At 44.5% G+C, this 22,059-nt stretch carries 18 protein-coding genes; 4 read left to right on the forward strand and 14 right to left on the reverse strand.

Translation table 11 applies throughout. The features are described from left to right. The first annotated feature begins 28 nt into the window (after positions 1–28). Positions 29–1,666, forward strand: coding sequence for an eicosapentaenoate synthase subunit PfaD (gene pfaD / locus K08M4_RS10455; RefSeq protein WP_086049816.1), 1,638 nt, complete (start codon positions 29–31; stop codon positions 1,664–1,666). Between the two features lie 139 nt (positions 1,667–1,805). On the opposite strand, the gene rnd is transcribed toward pfaD, so the two are convergent. From rnd to K08M4_RS10495, 8 genes are all read right to left on the reverse strand, one after another. Continuing rightward, positions 1,806–2,924 (reverse strand): ribonuclease D, encoded by a 1,119-nt coding sequence (rnd, locus tag K08M4_RS10460; RefSeq protein ID WP_157665743.1) that lies wholly within the window; start codon positions 2,922–2,924, stop codon positions 1,806–1,808. Between the two features lie 144 nt (positions 2,925–3,068). Continuing rightward, positions 3,069–4,763, reverse strand: a complete 1,695-nt coding sequence (gene fadD, locus K08M4_RS10465; protein WP_009847299.1) for a long-chain-fatty-acid--CoA ligase FadD — start codon at positions 4,761–4,763, stop codon at positions 3,069–3,071. Between the two features lie 106 nt (positions 4,764–4,869). After that, positions 4,870–5,721, reverse strand: coding sequence for an alpha/beta fold hydrolase (locus K08M4_RS10470; protein WP_086049818.1), 852 nt, complete (start codon positions 5,719–5,721; stop codon positions 4,870–4,872). Between the two features lie 47 nt (positions 5,722–5,768). Beyond that, a complete protein-coding gene (locus K08M4_RS10475) occupies positions 5,769–6,329 on the reverse strand; it encodes a Slp family lipoprotein (protein ID WP_009847301.1) in 561 nt (186 codons plus the stop codon). Positions 6,330–6,368: 39 nt separating this feature from the next. Then, the gene (locus K08M4_RS10480) at positions 6,369–6,674 is read right to left on the reverse strand and encodes a hypothetical protein (RefSeq protein WP_017074520.1); all 306 of its coding nucleotides are present in this window, start codon (positions 6,672–6,674) and stop codon (positions 6,369–6,371) included. Between the two features lie 92 nt (positions 6,675–6,766). Next, positions 6,767–7,468, reverse strand: a complete 702-nt coding sequence (gene tsaB, locus K08M4_RS10485) for a tRNA (adenosine(37)-N6)-threonylcarbamoyltransferase complex dimerization subunit type 1 TsaB (RefSeq protein WP_086049819.1) — start codon at positions 7,466–7,468, stop codon at positions 6,767–6,769. Positions 7,469–7,527: 59 nt separating this feature from the next. Next, positions 7,528–9,456, reverse strand: a complete 1,929-nt coding sequence (gene yoaA / locus K08M4_RS10490; protein ID WP_086049820.1) for a DNA repair helicase YoaA — start codon at positions 9,454–9,456, stop codon at positions 7,528–7,530. 150 nt (positions 9,457–9,606) lie between these two features. Next, positions 9,607–9,807 (reverse strand): hypothetical protein, encoded by a 201-nt coding sequence (locus K08M4_RS10495; RefSeq protein ID WP_086049821.1) that lies wholly within the window; start codon positions 9,805–9,807, stop codon positions 9,607–9,609. Positions 9,808–10,107: 300 nt separating this feature from the next. On the opposite strand from K08M4_RS10495, the gene purU reads away from it, so the two are divergent. After that, the gene (gene purU, locus K08M4_RS10500) at positions 10,108–10,941 is read left to right on the forward strand and encodes a formyltetrahydrofolate deformylase (RefSeq protein WP_012604522.1); all 834 of its coding nucleotides are present in this window, start codon (positions 10,108–10,110) and stop codon (positions 10,939–10,941) included. A gap of 305 nt (positions 10,942–11,246) precedes the next feature. Here purU and K08M4_RS10505 read toward each other — a convergent pair whose 3' ends face one another. Beyond that, a complete protein-coding gene (locus K08M4_RS10505; RefSeq protein ID WP_086049822.1) occupies positions 11,247–11,852 on the reverse strand; it encodes a VOC family protein in 606 nt (201 codons plus the stop codon). Between the two features lie 349 nt (positions 11,853–12,201). On the opposite strand from K08M4_RS10505, the gene argS reads away from it, so the two are divergent. After that, a complete protein-coding gene (gene argS, locus K08M4_RS10510; RefSeq protein ID WP_086049823.1) occupies positions 12,202–13,935 on the forward strand; it encodes an arginine--tRNA ligase in 1,734 nt (577 codons plus the stop codon). Positions 13,936–14,541: 606 nt separating this feature from the next. Continuing rightward, positions 14,542–14,970 (forward strand): HIT family protein, encoded by a 429-nt coding sequence (locus K08M4_RS10515; protein ID WP_016767492.1) that lies wholly within the window; start codon positions 14,542–14,544, stop codon positions 14,968–14,970. 136 nt (positions 14,971–15,106) lie between these two features. Here K08M4_RS10515 and K08M4_RS10520 read toward each other — a convergent pair whose 3' ends face one another. The 5 genes from K08M4_RS10520 to K08M4_RS10535 all read right to left on the reverse strand — a co-directional run bounded on the left by K08M4_RS10520 (position 15,107) and on the right by K08M4_RS10535 (position 21,915). Further along, the gene (locus K08M4_RS10520) at positions 15,107–15,337 is read right to left on the reverse strand and encodes a FeoC-like transcriptional regulator (protein WP_086049824.1); all 231 of its coding nucleotides are present in this window, start codon (positions 15,335–15,337) and stop codon (positions 15,107–15,109) included. Continuing rightward, positions 15,334–17,607 (reverse strand): Fe(2+) transporter permease subunit FeoB, encoded by a 2,274-nt coding sequence (feoB, locus tag K08M4_RS10525; RefSeq protein ID WP_198299285.1) that lies wholly within the window; start codon positions 17,605–17,607, stop codon positions 15,334–15,336. Before feoB ends, K08M4_RS10520 begins: the two co-directional genes overlap by 4 nt. Beyond that, positions 17,608–17,829 carry a FeoA family protein gene (locus tag K08M4_RS22130; RefSeq protein WP_004734203.1) on the reverse strand — a complete coding sequence of 74 codons (222 nt, stop codon included), beginning with the start codon at positions 17,827–17,829 and terminating at the stop codon, positions 17,608–17,610. A 460-nt stretch (positions 17,830–18,289) separates the two neighbouring features. Beyond that, a complete protein-coding gene (locus K08M4_RS10530; RefSeq protein WP_157665744.1) occupies positions 18,290–18,457 on the reverse strand; it encodes a hypothetical protein in 168 nt (55 codons plus the stop codon). A 74-nt stretch (positions 18,458–18,531) separates the two neighbouring features. Next, positions 18,532–21,915 (reverse strand): helix-turn-helix domain-containing protein, encoded by a 3,384-nt coding sequence (locus K08M4_RS10535; RefSeq protein WP_086049825.1) that lies wholly within the window; start codon positions 21,913–21,915, stop codon positions 18,532–18,534. Between the last annotated feature and the right edge of the window lie 144 nt (positions 21,916–22,059).

Genomic DNA, 22,059 nt, shown 5'->3' on the forward strand with positions numbered 1-22,059 from the left:
GAGACAGAGAATTAGGAAAGAATTTAGTATGACAACTCAAACTACTATCAATAACGAAAAGCTATCTCCGTGGCCTTGGCAGATCGAAGAGAACACAACGCGTTTCGATAACGCAACAATGTCGACAATCTTGAAAGATTTAAGCCTTGCTTGTTACGTAGTGAACCACCCAGAAAAAGGCTTAGGCGTAAGCCAACAAGCAGAGATTGCATCAGGCGATTCAGCAAGCTCGGCGAACAGCCAACCTGTTAGCGCCTTTGCCCCAGCTCTTGGTACACAAAGCCTAGGCGACGAAGATTTTCGTCGCTGCCACGGCGTGAAATACGCTTACTACGCGGGCGCAATGGCAAACGGTATCTCATCAGAAGAGTTGGTGATTGCACTTGGCCAGGCTGGCATTCTTTGTTCATTTGGCGCGGCGGGCTTAATCCCATCTCGCGTTGAACAAGCGATCAACCGTATTCAAGCTGCACTGCCAAACGGACCTTACGCGTTTAACCTTATTCACAGCCCAAGCGAACCCGCTCTAGAGCGTGGCAGTGTAGAGCTGTTTTTGAAGCACAAAGTGAAAACGGTTGAAGCTTCTGCCTTCTTAGGTTTAACACCGCAAATCGTTCACTACCGTGCCGCGGGCCTTAGCCGCGATGCACAAGGTGAGATTCAGATTGGCAACAAAGTTATTGCTAAGGTAAGCCGTACTGAAGTCGCAAGTAAGTTCATGCAACCTGCTCCTGTGAAAATGCTGCAAGCTTTGGTTGATGAAGGCCGTATCACAGCAGAACAAATGGAACTGGCACAGCTTGTTCCTATGGCTGACGATATTACTGCTGAAGCCGATTCTGGCGGGCACACAGATAACCGACCACTTGTTACTCTGCTTCCTACCATTCTAGCGTTGAAAGAAGAGATCCAAGCACAATACCAATTCAAAACACCATTACGTGTCGGTTGTGGTGGTGGCGTAGGTACGCCTGACGCTGCTCTAGCGACGTTTAACATGGGCGCTGCTTACATTGTTACCGGTTCAATCAACCAAGCGTGTATTGAGGCTGGCGCGAGCGAGCACACACGTAAGCTGCTTTCGACAACTGAAATGGCTGATGTGACTATGGCTCCGGCGGCCGACATGTTCGAAATGGGCGTGAAGCTACAAGTGGTTAAGCGCGGTACCTTGTTCCCAATGCGTGCAAACAAGCTATACGAGCTATACACGCGTTACGATTCTATTGAAGCGATTCCAGTAGAAGAACGCCTGAAGTTAGAGAAGCAAGTATTCCGTTCAACACTGGATGACATTTGGGCTGGCACTGTGGCGCACTTTAACGAGCGCGACCCTAAACAAATCGAACGTGCTGAAGGCAACCCGAAACGTAAAATGGCGTTGATTTTCCGTTGGTACTTGGGTCTTTCTAGCCGTTGGTCAAACACGGGCGAACAAGGTCGTGAAATGGATTACCAAGTATGGGCAGGTCCTGCACTTGGCGCATTCAACGCATGGGCAAAAGACAGCTACCTAGACGATTACCAACAGCGTAATGCGGTCGACCTTGCTAAGCACTTGATGCACGGTGCCGCTTACTTGGCACGTGTTAACTTGCTGACTTCACAGGGCATCAAGCTTGATCCTGAACTCGCACGCTGGAAGCCAACTCAAAGAATGGCTTAAGTGATGCATAATGATTGGCCAATAACCGTGATTTGGCCAATCATAGCTAATTAGCTAGCTAAATTTTACGAAATAAAAAAGCGACCTTAATTGAGGTCGCTTTTTCTTTGAGTCATCGATATTTTATTACGATCGTTAGTTATTTGATCGCTTTATTGAGCTTCTCGCCAACCACGTCTAGACGCCAACCTTGCATTACATCAGGCAGCTTCTCTGGGTTACGATCGTACTTCCAAATCCAGCTTAACACTTGGTTAAGTTGCTTCTTCGATGCCAAAAACTCAGTCGCTAAACCACTGTGTTGCGATGCTGTTTTCACTTCATCTTTCAACACTTTGAAGAGTTGCTTGTAACCTGGGTAGTCCATTAGACGCTCTACTGGCGCTGGGTACTCTTCTTCTGGCGTATGCTCAGCTAACTTAACGATTGAACTGATTTTAGCACCATGGCGACGTACAGAGCGGTAATCAAAACCTTCTTGTTCCATGTGCTTAGGATCTTTCATCGCGAAACGCGCTACTGCCCATAGGTCTTGTTCTTTAAAAACAAAGTTCAGCGCTAAATCACGCTTAATCGCCTCTTTTAAACGCCAAGTTGCTAACGGTCTCAAAATAGCTAGTTGCTGAGGCTTTAGCTGCCACGCTCCTTTAATATCAAGGTAAGCATTATCTGGGTTTACTTTACGGATGCGCTTAGCCACTTGTAAATCAGACTCTTGCTGAGCAGCTTCCCACCAGCCCGCTTCCATCACTTTTTCTAGCAGCTTATTGTACATTGGCAGTAGGTAGTGAACGTCTGCCGCGGCATAGTCCAGTTGCTTTTGAGAAAGCGGACGCGCTAGCCAGTCGGTGCGAGATTCACTCTTATCTAGATCAACACCTACAAACTCAGAAACTAGAGCCGCAAAGCCAGTTGATAGACCATGCCCTAAGAAAGCTGCCATGATCTGTGTATCAACCATTGGTGTTGGCGTACAGCCAAATGCGTTCTGGAACACTTCTAGATCTTCGCCACACGCATGTAATACTTTCAGTACTGAAGTATCTTTCAACAGCCCTACAAACGGGGTCATTTCATCAAGAGCAATAGGATCAATCAGTGACAGCGTTTCACCATCAAATAACTGAATTAAGCCTAATTGAGGGTAATAGGTTCTTGTACGAACGAACTCTGTATCAAGCATAACAACATCGGCTTCACGTGCTTGTTGGCAAACTCGCTCAAGGTCTTTCACTTGGGTAATGATTTGATAATCCACAAAAACTCTCACTGATTTTACTTTGATCGCCGGATACAAAAATGCCGACATTAACTGTCGGCATTCTAACACCATTTTTCAGCGCTCGCTTAGATTAAGCGCTGCTATGGCTTGTGGTGCATCATCTTCTCGTAAATGAGCTCGTTACTCGCTTGCGCGTTTGGCAAGCTCTGCGTCGTTTTCTTCACGAAGCACTCGGCGCAAGATTTTACCTACATTGGTTTTTGGTAGTTCTTCACGGAACTCAATCAATTTAGGGATCTTGTAGCCCGTTAGGTGCTCACGACAGTGCGCGATAATGTCTTCTTTGGTTAGGCTCGGGTCACGTTTCACAACGTAAATCTTAACCAGTTCACCAGACACTTCATGAGGTTGGCCGATAGCCGCAACTTCTAACACTTTGCCGTGTAGAGCCACGACGTCTTCAATCTCGTTCGGGTAAACGTTGAAGCCTGACACAAGAATCATGTCTTTTTTACGGTCAACGATGTACAACAAGCCTTCGTCATCAAACTTAACGATGTCACCAGTCGACAACCAACCGTCTTGGTCGATCACTTCTTTGGTCGCTTCTGGACGCTGCCAGTAACCTTGCATCACTTGAGGACCACGAACCTGCAATTCACCCACTTGGTCATTGCCCACGACTTTCCCTTCATCATCAACAATACGAACTTCTGTTGATGGTACTGGTAGGCCGATTGCGCCTGTGTAGTCTTTAAGATCGTATGGGTTACCTGTGACCAGAGGTGCACACTCGGTTAAACCGTAGCCTTCCAGTAAGTGAACACCTGTCGCTTTCTTCCATTGCTCAGCAACAGCGCGTTGAACCGCCATACCACCGCCAACAGACAGACGCATGTTACTGAAATCCAACTCGTGGAAATCTTCGTTATTCACTAACGCATTGAACAAGGTGTTTACGCCAGTAATCGCGGTAAACGGAACTTTTTGTAGCTCTTTAATAAAGCCAGGAATGTCACGAGGGTTAGTAATCAGAAGGTTACGACCACCCATCTCAACAAACAGTAAGCAGTTCACTGTCAGTGCGAACACGTGGTAAAGCGGCAATGCTGTTACCACCAATTCACGGCCTTCTTGTAGCACAGGGCTGTATGCCCCTTTCGCTTGAAGTACGTTCGCAATCATATTGCGGTGGGTTAGAATTGCGCCCTTCGCTACACCTGTTGTACCACCTGTGTACTGCAGGAATGCAATGTCATCACCCGCCATAAATGGCTTCACATATTGAAGACGACGGCCTTTGTAAAGTGCTTTTCTAAATGAAATAGCACCCGGTAGATCGTACTTAGGCACCATACCTTTTACGTATTTCACTACGAAGTCGACAATCGTACCTTTTGCTCGTGGCAGCATTTGCCCAAGGCTAGTGAGTACAACGTGTTTAACCGGAGTTTTATCAACAACTTTCTCTAGCGTGCTCGCAAAGTTAGAAACGATAACAATCGCCTTTGCGCCAGAGTCATTCAGTTGGTGTTCCAGTTCACGAGGTGTGTACAGTGGGTTGACGTTCACTGCAATCATACCTGCACGCAGTACACCAAACAGTGCAATCGGGTATTGCAGCAAGTTTGGCATCATAAGCGCGACACGATCGCCTTTCTTCAGTTTTAGATCATTCTGCAAGTAAGCAGCAAAAGCACGACTTCGCTCCTCAAGCTTACGGAATGTCATAATCGATCCCATGTTCTCGAATGCAGGTTGGTCGGCGAACTTCTGTACCGACTGTTCAAACATTTCAATAAGAGATTGGTACTGATCTGGGTTGATCGTTTCTGGTACGTCACTTGGATAACGTGAAAGCCAAGGTTTATCCACGATGTTACTCCTCGTTTATCAGCTGACGACTGCTTCGCCGCTTTTTATCATTGCGGTATTACAGCACAGCTTTAGTGCATGAGCACTAAAAGGCTCAAACACTTGTTTAAATTTTGTTAACTACACCAAGAATTAGCTCTGAAACTAGCTCTGGGCTCTCTAAATGACAATGATGTCCGCCAGGAATCGTCTCTATATTCAGAGGACTATGCGCTGATTTGTAGCGATTATGCTGCAAATGTCGAAATCCACCATTCCCTAATATTATTAATTGAGGGCATTCAATCGCCGCCATAATCGCTTCAGCGTGCGCCTGTGACATTCGATATAACGAGTCACATTTTAGATTAGGGTCGCATCGCCATTGCCAAGAGTTCTCGAACTCGGCAATACCTCGCTCAACAATAGGAGCAATAAGTTCTGCATTGATTTGGTTGGCGTAAGCTCTCAGCTTAATAGCATCCTCAAGACTTGCTAGAGGACGTGAAGGCTTTCTTCGCTGTCGAAGACGACTGAGTACCCCATCTCTCAAACGAGAGACTGTTTCGTGGGGAGCTTCTGAAAGAGGTCCGTGACCTTCAATTTGAATTAATCCTGACACCTTTTCAGGGAAGGCGGCACTATAGCAACTTGCTATCAATGCACCAAGAGAATGTCCTACCAGTACCAGTCTGTTTGGCGATAATTTGGTCACTAGCTGGTGCAAATCATCAATATAGTCGTGAAATGGGTAGTAACTCCCTGCTTTATGCGACGAGAAACCATGCCCGAAGAGATCGATAGCAATAAGGTGAGCATTAGGATCTAGCTTGGCGACTTGCAGCATAACCTGAGTAAAGCTTGCGGAATTATCTAGCCAGCCATGAATAAAAACGACCGTCGTTGCGGTCGTTTTTGGGTTGCCAGTTTGCTGTGTTGCAAGCATCCCGCTCGCAAGAGAATATGACTTTTCAATCATTGATTGTATGGTGTCCCTGTCATTGGGTATGTCGAGTTAAGGTTCGACTATTGCACATCTTGAATCACACGCCCTGACTTAGGCATGGTTTGAAAACTGCGGCAATGCAAACTGCGGCAAGAGTAGTAAGTTGGCGCAAAGTCATTAATGACCACTCTTTCAGTGATCTGCCATAAACGTTGATTGTAGACATTCATGACAGGGAAAGTGTAAGGGTATTCACCAACCATACCGTCTTCAGTGCTATTTGATGTGCCAACTAAAGTAACTAAACGACCCTCTGCAAAGCTCAATGGTTCAACATAGCCATCAATGTAACCAACAAAACGTCCTTTGGGTTCTGCATCAATATCAGGCTTGCCACTACTTGAGATAGGTAAGTTCACCACTTCCACACGTGTTTTATCTTTCAGATTAGTGACTTTAGCAATCACGCCACCCAAACGCACATCACCGGCATCCGGTAGTGTGTTTACCCACTCTTGGTAATCAGTTACCACCTGTTCTGAATTTGCATTAAGTTCTTTAGGTAAAGAGGAGCACCCCATCACCATCGTAGAGAAAGCGACAAGGAAAAATAAGCGAGATTTAGATATGAGAGAATACATAATGCAGCTCCTTAGAGCAGGATAAATGAAAACACAAAGCTAGATATAAATATCGACCCCAATTAGCTTTGCAAGTTCCTCTTTTTTAGCTTGATTCATCACATCCATGTACTCTTCCATCGCACGTCGTCCGCGCCCTTCTGGAAGATCATATTGAACCTGAGCTTTGTGAATCTCAGATTCTTTGACCTGGCGAATAGAATGCGAGACAGCATTCGCAACCTTAGTTGGCTGACCAACAGAAGTCTTTGCATCGCCTTTTTTTACCTCATTCTTTTTGTTGGTTCGATTGGTTTTAGATGTATTGCCTATCGAAGAAGGAGGTAAGCCGTTGATTGAAACCATGCTTAAGGAATTTTGTACCTAATTTTAATGATTTTATATCTGTTTTAATTTTGGCTCTGCAAAGTGAACGCAGAGCCAAAAATAATACGTATTTACTCGCGACCTGGCAGTTTCTTCCAAGTCACTTTGTCACGCAGGTAAACAGGCTCAGACTCTTCAGCTGCAACCGCTTTGCCTTCAGCATAAGCAAATTGAGCAAGGAACGCCATGTCTTGAGCTTCTGGGAATAGCACTTCACACGCTTTAGTGTGGATCGCTAGTGTGTCCATGTGCTCTGCATATGCTTCCCAACCTGTGCCTACTTTAGCCCATGTCTCAGAATCTGCTTCTAACTGCGCAGCCAATTCGCTTGGTGGCGTGACACATTCCGCATCGACCGCTGCCCAACGACCATCGTCTTCACGGCTGTAACGAGCCCAGTAAACTTCACTCATACGCGCATCAATCGCTGTCGCAACATGAGTCTCGCCAAATTTACGGTAGCTGCCCTGCGCCATCGCTGCCAGTGTAGACACGCCGATCATCGGTAAATCAGCACCAAAAGCTAAACCTTGAGCAATACCAATGCCAATACGTACACCCGTGAAACTACCTGGGCCTTGGCCAAACGCAATCGCGTCGATATCGGTTAAAGCAACATTCGCTTCTTTCAGTACTTCATCAACCATAGGTAGAATTTTTTTCGTATGGTCTCGAGGTGCCTCTTCGCTACGTGCGAACACCTGGTCACCAATTACTAGTGCAACTGAACAGTTTTCAGTCGCGGTATCTACTGCAAGAATTTTCGCGCTCATTTGTGTCTCAAATATTCGTTATCTAATCTAAAAATAATGGCTAAGTTCAACAATGCCAATTACTCAGCAGCGGTTGAATGGTCTTTAGCTAAGAATTCTTTAATGATCCCTAAGTCACGAGTACGTGGGATAGGCGGTAAACTCGCCAAAAACACACCACCGTAATCGCGGGTCACCAAGCGGTTATCGCAAATAATCAAAGCACCATTATCACGCTTATCGCGTATTAATCGGCCAACACCTTGTTTCAAGGTAATCACTGCGTCTGGTAACTGCACTTGTGCAAAAGGATCACCCCCTTTTAGCTTACAGTCCTCGATTCGAGCCTTAAGTAACGGGTCGTCTGGGGCGGTAAAGGGCAATTTGTCGATGATAACACAGCTTAATGCGTCGCCCCTAACATCGATACCTTCCCAGAAAGCGCCAGTGGCCACCAGCAGTGCATTACCTAATTCCATGAATTCGGCTAAGGTTTTTTGCTTACTTGTCTCACCTTGCAGCAGAACGGGAACCGAGAGCGTTTCGCGGAACCGTTCACCCAATTCTTTCATCATGCTGTGTGAGGTACACAAGAAAAAACAGCGACCTTGGTTTTGCTCAATCACAGGGGTCAGCATTCTTACTAGCTTATCAGCCAAGCCCGGGCTATTCGGTTCTGGTAGATAACGAGGCACACACAGACGCGCCTGATTTGGATAGTCAAACGGACTTGGCAGTGAGAACTGTGCCGACGGTTTTAACCCGAGCCGTGAGGTGAAATGGTCGAAATCGTCCGACACCGCCAAAGTTGCCGAGGTAAACACCCAAGCACCCGGTTTTAGCTCAATCTGCTCATGGAATTTGTCGGCGACTGAGAGTGGCGTGATGTGCAAAGCAAAGTGGCGTGGCGTGGTGTCATACCAATAGGAATACCCAGTAATCGACACATCACACACACGTTCAATGCGCGACTTGATCATAGTGGCACGTTCAAAAGCCGTGTCTAACAACTGGCTTCGACCCAATGCTAATTTCAATACATCAACCGCAAGTTGTAGAGCATCTTGCAAACGAACCAACTCGCGTGCAATCGATTCGGATTTCAAGGCTTCACGCCAGTTACCGCGAAAACTGGTATCGCCAAGCACGATACGTAGATCGGCTGACGATTGAACGAGCCTATCCCCTACTTTCTGCAGTTGACGCATGTCTTTGGCTTCAGTTCGGTAAGCGATTTCAATATCTTTGGCTAGCTCTTGGATCTGTCGGCTGGAAACCGATTGTCCAAAGTATTGGCTGGCGATATCGGGAAGTTGGTGCGCTTCATCAAAGATAAACACATCGGCTTCAGGTATCAGCTCACCAAATCCAGTTTCTTTAATCGCTAAATCTGCGAGGAACAAGTGGTGATTGACGACAACAACATCAGAATCCATCGCTTTTTTACGCGCCTTCAGCACAAAGCAATCGGTGTAGCTTGGGCACTCTTTGCCTAAGCAGTTGTCGTTAGTCGAGGTAATGGTTGGAATGACCGGGCTATCTTCAGCAATATCATCACAGTCACCTAAATCGCCAGTTTGAGTCGCTGACGACCAGCTGCGCACTTTCACCAACTGAGCTAACAGCGTTGGATCGGTGTGAGTGCCATGGCTCTCGATCATTTGACGACTTAGCCTGTCCAAGCACAAATAGTTTGAACGGCCTTTGAGTAACGCAACCTGACCATAAAAGCCAAGCGCATCAACCATCAATGGTAAATCTCGGTGAAACAGCTGTTCTTGAAGGTTTTTAGACCCCGTACTGATAATCGTTTTCTTACCACTCAGCAGCGCTGGCACTAAATAAGCAAACGTCTTACCTGTTCCCGTTCCCGCTTCAACGACCAATTGGCTCTGTTGTTCAATAGCCTGTGAAACCGCTTCAGCCATGTCTAGCTGAGCTTGTCGAGGTTGGAACCCAGGGATCGCTTTACCCAAAGCACCATCAGCAGAAAACGTTTTAGATATCATAGAGTACGAAGTTTAGAAAAATAGAAGGCGAATTATGGCAGGTTTAGTGAGCCGGCGCGAATCAAGAATGACTTCACACCGGAGGTGTTTGGTTCGGGTTAAGCTACCTAGAAGGTAAGAATTGAACAAATAAAAATCAAAGAATCGTTATTATTTTCGACTGAGATAACGCGACAACCAAGGGGCGCCTTCAAAATGATTATCGCAAGGCTGCATGGCTTTCACTGCATCGGTTGGTGAGGTTTTACTTTCCCACATTTCATCTAGAACATTACCATCTAACTCTGCAGTTCCCGCTAATGAATTCACTCGTTTGCAGTACAGTTTTTTTGCTAGTAACTCTTTATCCATAAGTATCACCTCTATTTTTGGCCAAAGCGTCAATGCCTCGGTTGAAGTTCAAATGCGTACTACGGTCAAAACTTGAAAAATGAAGCTTCTGCCTTTTTTTCTATCGAAAAACTGATATTTCTATATAAAACAATTTATCGATGCGATAAATGAGCAGCAGAATTTGTTGAAACCAACTTGATAATAGATTAATTATAACGGTAATACTGCGGCTCAGTTCACCGTTCGACGGCCTGCATTAAATTTGAAGAATCCCGATTTCTTATAATAAGTACAACATTTCATGGAAGTAATACGCAAATGGAAAGAAAAACTTTATTAACACATTGTACTGACGCCCCAGGCCTCATCTCAAAGATCACCAACATTTGTTATAAGCACCAACTCAATATTATTCACAATAATGAGTTCGTTGATAACACAAGTGGCCACTTCTTTATGCGCACCGAGCTAGAAGGCTACTTCAATGACGAAACCTTACTCGCCGATTTAGACCAAGCCCTGCCAGAAAACACAAAACGTAAGCTTGTTGATTCATCTCGTAAGCGTGTTGTGATTCTGGTAACTAAAGAAGCACACTGCCTTGGCGATATTCTAATGAAGAATTTCGATGGCAGTTTAGATGTTGATATTGCGGCGGTGGTTGGTAACTACGATACACTGCAAAGCCTAACCGAACGTTTTGATATCCCTTACCACCATGTTTCTCACGAAGGATTGAACCGTGAAGAGCATGAGAAGAAGATGTTAGAAGTGATTGACCAGTATGAGGCAGACTACCTGGTGCTTGCTAAGTACATGCGAGTGCTGACTCCGGGGTTTGTTGAGAAGTACAACCACAAAATCATCAACATTCACCACAGTTTCTTGCCAGCATTCATTGGTGCTAAGCCATACCAGCAAGCTTACGAGCGCGGTGTGAAGATCATTGGTGCAACGGCGCACTTTGTGACAAACGATCTCGATGAAGGTCCAATCATCAAGCAAGATGTTATCCCAGTGGATCACAACTTCAGCGCAAAAGACATGGCTCAAGCGGGTCGTGACGTAGAGAAGAACGTGTTGAGTAAGGCTTTAAACAAAGTGATCAACGATCACGTGTTTGTTTACGGCAACAAGACTGTGATTCTGTAGGTCGGAGGTTCGATTTCCGGTAAGACTTCCAGTTCGAACCCAATAAAAAACGCGCAATAGGGTTAATCCATTGCGCGTTTTTCGTATCTGATGATCTGACTAGCTTTATGAGATTCCCAACTACACTCCTTCGTCGCTATCGGGAATGACGAACTCGTTGATGAATCTTCTAACTATAGGCTCTAACATACGCCCTAGAACACTCAACCTGTCAGTATCTAGAGATAGACTCTGGCAAACACCATCAAACACCCCGTCATTCCGACGAGCCTAAGCGAGATCAGGAATCTCTTCCCCGCAACTCTCTACTTAAATTCAGCTTGTTCAGATTCAACAATCTTCTTCAAAGAGTGTGGATGCAGCTTGATGCAAACCCTTTGATGTTTGAATGCAACCGTTGGGTTATTCAAACGTTCACCCTCACCTTTCGGGCTAGAGAGTTTTATCTTAATGCCTTGCTCTGCCAAAGTTTCAAACTTAGCAGCGAACTGCGGGTAAGTCTCTTTAAGATCCGCTAGATACTCATCGGCCGTTTGCGCGTGAGACGGAATCACAAACTCGACATGTTCCCAATCTTGGCTTGGATAAATTTTACCTTCAGCTGGGTATGGCAACTCTAAGCATTCAATCTTCCAGCCAAGGCTTTGCAATGGTTCATCAAAAGCCAACACCACAATTGGGCGGCCATTGATCATCGCTTCTGAAATCGTAGAGCCGTATTCAGACCATGCTTGATGTGCTGATTTCGCAAGCTCAGTTTCATTGATTCTTAATGCAATATGATCCGCTTGAGCAAAGCTTAAATCCAAACCCAGCACATTTCCTAGGTTCTCAATTTTCGCCATAAACGTATCAAGGCGTGCAATCATTTGTTGTGGTTCTAGTTCGGCTTGCTTCAAGCTCATCGTCATTGTCTTTATTCTCCCAATAATGGCTGCATGGTATCAGTTTTACTTCCAGCAACAAGCGCTGCTTTTACAAAAAACGCTCAAAAAGTACCGTGTCTGACTTTCCTAAATAGACAAACTTGGCTTGGTAAAAGTCGATTGTCAAAAACCGCTCAGGAAATGTGAATTTTCTATCAATTCGACCTATAAGAAACCCTACAAAATTGGTATGATTAACGCCATTTTTGTGAACTTAAACAGAGTCTATTGTTCATTTCAGCATTAAATCGTTAACTAGAAGCATAATTAACCAAATTTGATGCCCACGAAATAATGGCCACTCTTATTCATCCTTGAATTGAAGGAAACGCGTGTGAATATCCAAGCACTGATTAATGACAAAGTATCTCAGGCTCTAGAAGCCGCTGGCGCACCTGCAGGCTCTCCTGCGGCTGTCCGTCAATCTGCAAAACCACAATTTGGTGACTACCAAGCAAACGGCATTATGGGTGTTGCTAAACGACTAGGCACTAACCCTCGAGAATTTGCTCAAAAAGTATTGGACGTTCTAAACCTAGACGGTATCGCTTCTAAAGTTGAAATCGCAGGTCCAGGTTTCCTAAACATCTTCCTAGATGAAGCGTTCCTAGCACAACAAGCAGACGCAGCGCTTGCTGACTCTCGCCTTGGTGTTACAGCGGCTGAAGCGCAAACAATTGTTGCTGACTATTCAGCACCAAACGTTGCAAAAGAAATGCACGTAGGCCACTTACGTTCAACGATCATCGGTGATGCTGTTGTTCGTACACTTGAGTTCTTAGGTCACAAAGTTATCCGTGCTAACCACATTGGTGACTGGGGTACTCAATTCGGTATGCTTATCGCAAACCTTGAGCGTGTCCAAGCTGAAACTGGTGAAGTTTCAATGGAACTGTCGGATCTTGAGCAGTTCTACCGTGAATCTAAAAAGCTTTACGACGAAGACGAAGAATTCGCTGTTAAAGCACGTGGCTACGTAGTGAAACTGCAAGGCGGCGACGAATACTGCGCTGAAATGTGGAAAAAGCTGGTTGACGTAACCATGGTTCAAAACCAACGTAACTACGATCGCCTAAACGTATCACTGACTCGTGATGATGTGATGGGTGAAAGTATGTACAACCACATGCTTTCAAACATCGTTTCTGACCTGCAGACACAAGGCCTAGCAAAAGAGTCTGACGGCGCACAAGTTGTATTCCTAGACGAATACAAAAACAAAGATGGCGACCCTATGGGCGTTATCGTGCAAAAACGTGACGGTGGCTTCCTATACACCACAACCGATATTGCATGTGCTAAATACCGTTTTGAAGAACTGGGCGCAGACCGCGTACTTTACTTCATTGACTCTCGTCAGCACCAACATCTAATGCAAGCTTGGACTATCGTTCGTAAAGCGGGTTATGTTCCTGAGTCTGTATCTCTTGAGCACCACGCGTTCGGCATGATGCTAGGTAAAGATGGCAAGCCATTTAAAACTCGTGCAGGCGGTACCGTACGTCTAGCAGATCTTCTGGACGAAGCAGAAGTACGTGCAACTCAGCTGATTGAATCTAAAAACCCTGAGTTAGCAGAAGACGAGAAGAAAACCATCGCGAACACAGTCGCAATGGCGGCGGTTAAATACGCAGACCTTTCTAAGCACCGTACCACTGATTACGTGTTCGACTGGGAAAACATGCTGGCATTTGAAGGCAACACAGCACCGTACATGCAGTACGCGTACACTCGTGTTGCTTCAATCTTTGCTAAAGCAGGCATTTCTATGGACTCTCTTGAAGGTGAAATCAAAATCACTGAAGAGAAAGAGAAAGCCCTTATCGCGAAACTTCTACAATTTGAAGAAGCGGTACAGTCTGTTGCTCGTGAAGGTCAACCGCACATCATGTGTAGCTACCTGTTCGAACTTGCTGGTCAATTCTCTAGCTTCTACGAAGCGTGCCCTATCCTTGTGGCTGAAGATGAAACCGTTAAACAGAGCCGCCTGAAGCTTGCTGCACTGACAGCTAAGACTATCAAGCAAGGTCTATCGCTTCTTGGTATTGAAACTCTAGAGCGTATGTAATTCCCTTCGGGTTACAATGAATAAATACAAAGGTTGATGTTAGAGCATCAACCTTTTGTTTTATTTAGAGGTTTGTTTACTCGATTATCTATGCGACGAGTCGGCCTACGCAGCAAGAGATCTCCTACTACGCTCCTTCGTCGCTATAGGAGATGACGAAAATAAGTGTTGTTAGTCCAACTCGACATTAATGATCTTATCAAACTACACCGAATCGCTCCCCCTTATAGTTAGTGACAAACGTAATAGGAAATCTCCTCAAAACGCGTAACACAAGCAAAGCAATTCCCTAAAACTCTCCCCGCCCGTCATTCCCTACAGTGAGGAACAAACATAATAGGAAATCTTCTCCAAGCACGTAACACAAGCAAAGCCATTCGCTAAAACTCTCCCTGCCCGTCATTCCCTACAGTGAGGAACGAACGTGATAGGGAATCTTCTCCAAGCACGTAACACAAGCAAAGCCATTCGCTAAAACTCTCCCTGCCCGTCATTCCCTACAGTGAGGAACGAACGTGATAGGGAATCTGCTTATTGAGAACGTAAGCGCTAGCCACATCCCAACTCCAACCTTATACTCAAGTAAAACAATTAATTGGAAAGATCATGAGCTTTGAACTTCACCCACAGTTAGCAAAAGACACCACGCTTATCGGCGAATTTCCACTAAGCTTGGCACTGCTAAGCAAAGACAGTGCAGTGCCTTGGGTTATCTTGGTACCAAAACGTGCCAACCTAAAAGAACTGCACCATCTACCAATGAAAGAACAACAACAGTTCTTGCTTGAGTCTCAAGCGGTAAGCCAAGCATTAGAAGCGACATTCCAACCAGACAAGTTAAACCTTGGCGCGCTGGGTAATATGGTGCCACAGCTACACATTCACCATATTGCGCGTTTCAAAAATGACATCGCATGGCCAGGTCCAGTATGGGGCAACACCAAAGGTGAGCAACGCAGTGAAGAAGAACAAGCAGCAATCCATACTCGTATCCAAAACGTTTTGTCGCTGAGTTCTATCTTCAAGAAAGCGTAATTTGAGTTGATCTCATTGAGCTTTAAAACAAGACTGTTCAGAAAAGACACATGACAAAAGGCCGCTCATCTAAAATAGGTGAGCGGCCTTTTATTGTCTAATCTTGCCGTTTTCAACGAGAGTATGAAGCTCTGAACTACATCATCACATTCAGTGACAAACCATCTTGTTTGCTGATGGTGTAGCGAATCCGTGTTGTATGGCCATGCTTATTGGTGTCGACCAGGCGAGATATCTTACCTTTCTTGACCCACACACTCAGCATCGCATCGACACCGTCTTCGCTCATTCCAAACTTAGACGCGAGTTCACTACGAGCAGCAACACCTTCGTTATCAATGTATTGATGAAGTTCAGTTAAAATCATACTACTTGCACCTCTAACGCTTTTTGCTTACTGCCGATTTTCTTGAAGACGCGATACGTCACCACAAAGCCACCAGCAATTGCCACCATCCACACAGCACTACTTACTGGGTGTACAGCGAAGTTTGCTGCTTGGTAGTAGAAGGTTGCACCGAAGTAACCAAGAGCCATTGTCCATACCGCAATGAAGCGGGCAAACGTCTGACCAAACTCACGAACATAAGCGCCCATCGCTGCCACACAAGGCGTGTAAAGCAAGATAAGGATTAAGTAAGCAAATGCAGCATGACCAGAAACAAATTTGTCTTTTAGGTTACCAAAGATAGACGAATCAACCTCTTGATCCGCAGCCACAGAGCTTGAGTCAGACAAGTCGCCAACTTCAATGCCTAATGGATCTGAATAGCTCAAACCAGCTAGGTTTTCAGGGATGGTCATGACGGCTTCTTGCAAGCTTGCTGCTAAATCGAATTCAGCCGCTTCTTCATCAAAAGGTGTGGTGTATAAGCTATTTAGCGTACCAACCACAGCTTCTTTCGCAAAAATACCGGTAATGATACCAACCGTTGCAGGCCAGTTCTCTTCAGTAATGCCAATAGGTTGGAACACTGGAGTCACAACTTGAGCCGCTTTAGATAGCACAGAGCTTTCGCTGTCTTCGTTGCCAAAACTGCCGTCCATACCTAGAGAGTTCAAGAAACTCAGAATCGCCACAACCATTACGATAGTTTTACCTGCGCCAAGCACGAAACGTTTCAATTTCTGCCAAGTTTTCAACATCACGTTTTGTACGGTCGGTAACTCGTAGTCCGGCATTTCCATAACCAAGCTATCACTGCTACCAGGATAAATAGTATTTTTAAGGAACAAGCCCGTAAATACAGAAGCTAGAATACCCATGATGTACAGAGCGAATACTACATTTTGTCCAGCACCTGGAAAGAATGCTGCAGCAAACAGTGCGTATACAGGTAGACGAGCACCACATGACATAAACGGAGCCATTGATGCTGCGAGTTTACGTTCGCGCTCTTGGTCAAGAGTACGAGTTGCCATGATAGAAGGTACGTTACAGCCAAAACCCAGAACAAGCGGTACAAATGCTTTGCCCGGTAAGCCAATCTTCTGCATCACTTTATCCAGTACAAATGCAGCGCGGGCCATGTAGCCTGAGCTTTCTAGTACCGCTAAGAATAAGTAAAGCGCGGCAATAACCGGAATAAAGGTCGCAACCGTTTGGATACCACCACCAATACCATCAGCAAGAATGGTGACTAACCAAACCGGCAAGTGACCATCTAATAAGTGATGTCCGCCATCAACTAATATTGCACCAACACCAATATCAAAGAAGTCAATAAACGCACTACCGATATTGATAGAGAACATGAACATTAGGTACATGATGACGAAGAAGAAAGGAATCCCGACCCATTTATTCAAAATGAATTGATCGGCTTTCTCTGTAAAATTACGGCTCAGTTTGCCTTCGCTGCGACGCACTCGTTTACAAAGGTCATGTAAGAAAGTGTATTTAGCGTCAGCAACAGCAAGGTCAATATCGAAATCGGCACCAAGACGCACACTATCAATTTGAGTACGAGTCTGAGGAGCCAGTCCATTCAATACCAAGTAATCATTTTCTAAAGCACGAATCGCTAGCGCACGGTGAGATACGTCAGCATCATCAAATTGTGATTCAACAGAAGGGATTAGTGCTTCTAATGCGGCATCGTAATCAATAGATATAGGGTCAAGACTCACACCTTGAACCAGAAGCTTATGCAAACGCTCTTTAAAACGAACCACTTGTCCTTTATCGTTTGCTGACAAGCTTAGAACCGGGCAACCTAGCTCTTTTTCTAGAGCCTTAAGATTAATCACCTGACGCTCACGCTTTAATACATCCATTTTGTTCAATACAACGATCATTGGACGACCCAACTCTCGCAATTGTAATGTCATGTATAAGCTTCTTTCCAAACAGCTCGCATCAACAACATTGATGATCACATCTGCTGGGTGAGTAAGCACAGCGCGAGATGCAATAGACTCATCGATACTGTTGGCGTCATTACCACTGTCTAGCGCATAGATACCCGGTAAATCGGTAAGCTGGAACTGATCACCAGCGTGCGAATAGACACCCGTCTTCTTTTCTACGGTCACACCGACCCAGTTACCAACGTGCTGCTTGGCACCCGTCAGTGCATTAAATAATGTTGTTTTACCACTATTCGGGTTACCAACGGTGAGAACTTGATAATCCATTTAGATAACCTCGATTTGTTCTGCGATGCTTTCACGAATGGCGATTGAAACCCCTCTCACTTCAACTTGAAGCGGATCACCCATAGGTGCACGACGGATTAGCGTCACCTCAGTTTTTGGCAACATGCCCATAACCATAAGTTTTTTTCTAACGTCTGGTGTTAAGCCTGTTAGTGCAACAATAGAAGCCGCTTTTCCTTGCTCGAGTTGTGAGAGTTTCATAAATGCCCAATTCGTGACTGATAATGAGAAAGATTGTTATTACCGCCATGATACACATACATGACCACAATTATATTGTGTGAAATCAATGTTTTCGAAAATACATACTCGTAAATTTCGTTAAAAACGTTTACGTCAAAAACGTTACTTTCAACAAACAACGAGAACTACCTCACTAGTACCAATCAAGAAAAACCAACACAAATCATTAATTATCAACAACTTAAGATAATGTCGGTTTTCTCATGGCCATCTGTCGTTAATTTTATAAGTAAATTAAGTGGGCAGACGTATAGTTACTCCAACGAAGAGAAACTACTTCTCTTTAATTTTATTCCAGAGGTGATGTGGCTTGCCATATCACTCCGGCAGCAAGCGAAGGTGTCCTTGGCACCCGTGGTATAGTCCCCCCGGCTATACCACGATATTTTTTTTCTTCCTCGTTATATCCCTAGCAAATTTACTGCAATCCTAACTTTCTATCTCTATCTCTATCTCTATCTCTATCTCTATCTCTATCTCTATCTCTATCTCTATCTCTATCTCTATCTCTATCTCTATCTCTATCTCTATCTCTATCTCTATCTCTATCTCTATCTCTATCTCTATCTCTATCTCGTATGAGCATAAAAAAGCCCCAACACGAATGTCGAGGCTTAGAGTATCTTTATCTATGTAGAAACAGAGTGAATCCGCAGCTCACTACTCTTCGTTGTTTTCCGCAAACTTAGAGGGAGACATACCAAAGTGATGCTTAAACCTTTGGCTAAAGTAGGATGGGTCATTGAATCCAGAATCGAAGGCTACGTCTGACACTTTTTCTCCTGCGAGTAAGCGCTCACAAGCATGTTCAAGACGAACTTCATTCAAGTGTTCCTTGAATGTCTTGTGATAAGCTAATTTAAAGCGTCGTTGTAAGCTTCTCTCAGACATAAACAAATACTTGGCAGCAGTTGCTGTACCAAACTCAGCATCAGCGTAGTGTTCACTCACAAGCTGTGAAACTTTGTTTTTCCACTCTTGTTCCGCACTCACTTTCTGCTGTTCTGAACTTGAGGTCGTGAGCTTAATCGTCTCGATTTGTTCTATGGTACTCGCCTCAAGGTTTTGCAGTACTTGATATTCAATTGGCCAAGACAGCTGGACTTTATTTTGAGAATCCGAGATGAAGGCATTAAGTTCGCCACCGCTCTGGTTCATCAATAATGGCAACTTTTCGATGTTTAGATCAGTCGACTTTCCAGTATTATCATTAATGCTCGAAGTCAACTTGGGGAAAGGCATTCCATGGTCTCGAATCGTAACAACAAGGTGCTCTTTAACCTCTTCAACCAATACCACCATACTCTGTGACTTAAAATTTCTCTTAATGATGCTCGCGACTAGACTGTTGAAAATAATATCAAGATTAAAGTACAGCAAGGATACATGTCGCTGTTTAGTTTCAACTTTAATATCCAGTTCAATACCGGCTTTGGCTAAATCATCCTGCCAAGCTTTAAGTACCGCTTCTAAGATTAAAATTATATCGTAGCAAACCTTTCCCTTCTCTTGTGGCGTGTTACTCAACTGAGCCAAGCCATTTTTCAATATCAATATAGGCGACTTACCTTGCTCATCATTCCAATTAGGGAGCATCGCAGCAATATGATTAACTTCAGAAGAGAGTTCATTAGCAGTGTGTGTCACAAGAGCACTCTTAACTGACAACTGTTTTTTTAGCTGTTGATTAGTCGTGAGTAGTATTCGGCTTTGATGCCTCAGTTGATCTGTCTTTAATGCAACTTGCGCCTTTAAGTGCCTATTGACGAAAGTGACGTAACGCGATCGCCAAAAAACCAAAGCAGTCACTACACCGATAAGCAGTATAAGAGAGCTTGCTGCAGCCCAATTACTCAGGTACCAAGGCTCCGCAATAGAGAAGCTTTGGTTCGTTGACGTAAAGCGATAATGAGAGTCCTTAACGGGTTTAACTTCCAGCGTATAGTCCCCAGGAAGAAGGTGATCGAGTGTTAGTAAGCCCCCTTCAAACTCACTCCAAGGTTCATCGTCGCTTAGTCGATACTCCATTGCAGGCGTGTATGTCGCTGGTAGAATACCAATCTTAAAACTCATTGATGAACCATAAGGAATTTCATCTAAATCAGCGGCCGTGCCACCAAGTGATACTATCTGCTGATCGACACTTATCTTGCTCAGCAATGCACGGCTATGAGGTGTTGTGGAAACCAATAGCTCATTAGATAATGCACTCACCACGCCATACCTTGAGCCGAAGATAAGCCTAGTAGACGGGCTACCTTCGCGGTAAAACAGAGCACATGCACCAGCAGCCAATTCATTGGTGATCAAGCCAAATGGTGAACCTATGTGTTTGTGCAGCTGCCCATTCAATCCGTAATAGCTAATACCTTTCGAAGAGCCCAACCACATCCCATTATCATCGCTAATTAAACATTTAGGACTGATATTTTCCTCAACAAGAGTGACCTCTTGAATAATAGAACTGTTATTAGGGATTCGATATACACCATAGCTGCTCGCAAACCACTGGGATCCATCTTTCGCTTTTTCAATATCGACTACTTTGCCAAACCGCTCGCTAGAACGACTAAAGCTAATTCTCTCATCAAGAAAAGAGTAGAATCCGTGATCAGTACCAACATAAATACGCCCTTGTAAGCCTATATTGAGAGCGGTGATCTTTGCTGGCAAAAACTTATCAACTAGCCAGTCGGTGCCATAACTGGTCAACTTATTGGTTTCGATAGATAACGAATAAAGGTTTTGTCCCGAGGTCATCCAAAGCATGTTATCCGCTTCAAGTGCAAAGTTTTCAACGGGTACACCTTCAATCGCTCTTGGTAGATCGACCTTTTCAGCCTCTAATGTATCAGTGTTGAAACTAATAATACCTTCCGCAGTCGCCAACCAAATTGAAGAATCAAAGATCTCAAAATCCTGTACCGGGTTAGAGTAAACACGAACGGGGTTATCTTTACTTTGGGAATCAACCAAATAGAGCCCCCTGGAAGAAGCAACCCAAGACAGTTGATCGCGAACAAGCTGTACTTTGTTTATCACCACACTACTCGAGTGCATCCCCATTCCCGTTAATGGCGTTCTTGAGAATGTCCTGCTGAACAGTGAAAAGTATCGAATTCCGTTATTGGTCGCGACCCACATTCCACCAGCATGGTCGTTAATTAACGAATATATTTTTTCACCCGGTAACGAAAAGTCTTGATTATCGGCTTGTTCAAATCGTGTAATTTGCCCCGTAATAAAGTTGTAGCTGATAAGACCATGCTCCGTCCCAATCCAGTATTGATCGGTTGTTTCAGCGAGAGAAAGGACATGCGAACCACGCACCCACCTTTCTTTCTTAGGATTTGCAAGATCTATAATCACTGCACCATTCAATGTGCCAATGACTAACTCACGTCTTGCCATCGAAAAATACAGCGTCTCTATATGATTTTTTTCTGATGCACCGATATGAGTAAACTCTTGGCTATCGGAAAGGTACACTCCGGAATTGGTCGCAAGCACCCATTTTGACAGCACCCGTTCAGCATCGTTAATCGTAATATCGCTGCTATTGTTGTGCCGATACAATTTTAGAAGCGAGTAAGTGCTAAATTCTGAAGATTGAGTATTGTATGTATAGAAATTACTGCCATCTGTAACCCAAATATAATCACCAGATGCACCAATATTCGCGATCTCAGCACCGGGGCTTAGACTAAATGCAAGTTCATTGCCGATTCCAGGGCTATGTCGGTACACCTCATTATCAAAGAAAGTCCAAAACTCATCGTTAAGAAACGCGACTTTCTCTGAAGAAAATTGCAAAAGGTTACCTTTTCGAGGGAATAGGGTTCGGCCATCATAAAAAAGTATTTTTCCATGCACATCATGAACCCAGAGTCCTCCACCTGCACCTAAGTACAGATTTTTTGCCGCAAGAAAATTCCCTTGTGCTTGAACTGGCAAAGGGTAGAAAACGGAGGGTGATGTATTTACCGCAAAAACGCTAAATGAAATGCTCATTAAGATGAACATTTTGAAAATAATTCGATACAACTTTTATTAATCCTGAACAGCAACAACACATGAAATATTGGTTCTCACAACGCTTGTTGCTGATTAACCATAAAGTGAGTTTTTTTGTGCTTATTATTATCTTTCTATTTTAGCTGAAATTGACAAAGGAGAAAGGAGGTTTGA

It is taken from the genome of Vibrio syngnathi, assembly GCF_002119525.1.
Taxonomy (GTDB): Bacteria; Pseudomonadota; Gammaproteobacteria; order Enterobacterales; family Vibrionaceae; genus Vibrio; species Vibrio syngnathi.

Coding starts and splice junctions, on each gene's coding strand:
- pfaD (WP_086049816.1), top strand. CDS start 29: ATGACAACTCAAACTACTATCAATAACGAAAAGCTATCTCCGTGGCCT.
- K08M4_RS10470 (WP_086049818.1), bottom strand. CDS start 5,721: ATGATTGAAAAGTCATATTCTCTTGCGAGCGGGATGCTTGCAACACAG.
- K08M4_RS10475 (WP_009847301.1), bottom strand. CDS start 6,329: ATGTATTCTCTCATATCTAAATCTCGCTTATTTTTCCTTGTCGCTTTC.
- K08M4_RS10480 (WP_017074520.1), bottom strand. CDS start 6,674: ATGGTTTCAATCAACGGCTTACCTCCTTCTTCGATAGGCAATACATCT.
- tsaB (WP_086049819.1), bottom strand. CDS start 7,468: ATGAGCGCGAAAATTCTTGCAGTAGATACCGCGACTGAAAACTGTTCA.
- yoaA (WP_086049820.1), bottom strand. CDS start 9,456: ATGATATCTAAAACGTTTTCTGCTGATGGTGCTTTGGGTAAAGCGATC.
- K08M4_RS10495 (WP_086049821.1), bottom strand. CDS start 9,807: ATGGATAAAGAGTTACTAGCAAAAAAACTGTACTGCAAACGAGTGAAT.
- purU (WP_012604522.1), top strand. CDS start 10,108: ATGGAAAGAAAAACTTTATTAACACATTGTACTGACGCCCCAGGCCTC.
- K08M4_RS10505 (WP_086049822.1), bottom strand. CDS start 11,852: ATGACGATGAGCTTGAAGCAAGCCGAACTAGAACCACAACAAATGATT.
- K08M4_RS10515 (WP_016767492.1), top strand. CDS start 14,542: ATGAGCTTTGAACTTCACCCACAGTTAGCAAAAGACACCACGCTTATC.
- K08M4_RS10520 (WP_086049824.1), bottom strand. CDS start 15,337: ATGATTTTAACTGAACTTCATCAATACATTGATAACGAAGGTGTTGCT.
- feoB (WP_198299285.1), bottom strand. CDS start 17,607: ATGGATTATCAAGTTCTCACCGTTGGTAACCCGAATAGTGGTAAAACA.
- K08M4_RS22130 (WP_004734203.1), bottom strand. CDS start 17,829: ATGAAACTCTCACAACTCGAGCAAGGAAAAGCGGCTTCTATTGTTGCA.
- K08M4_RS10530 (WP_157665744.1), bottom strand. CDS start 18,457: ATGCTCATACGAGATAGAGATAGAGATAGAGATAGAGATAGAGATAGA.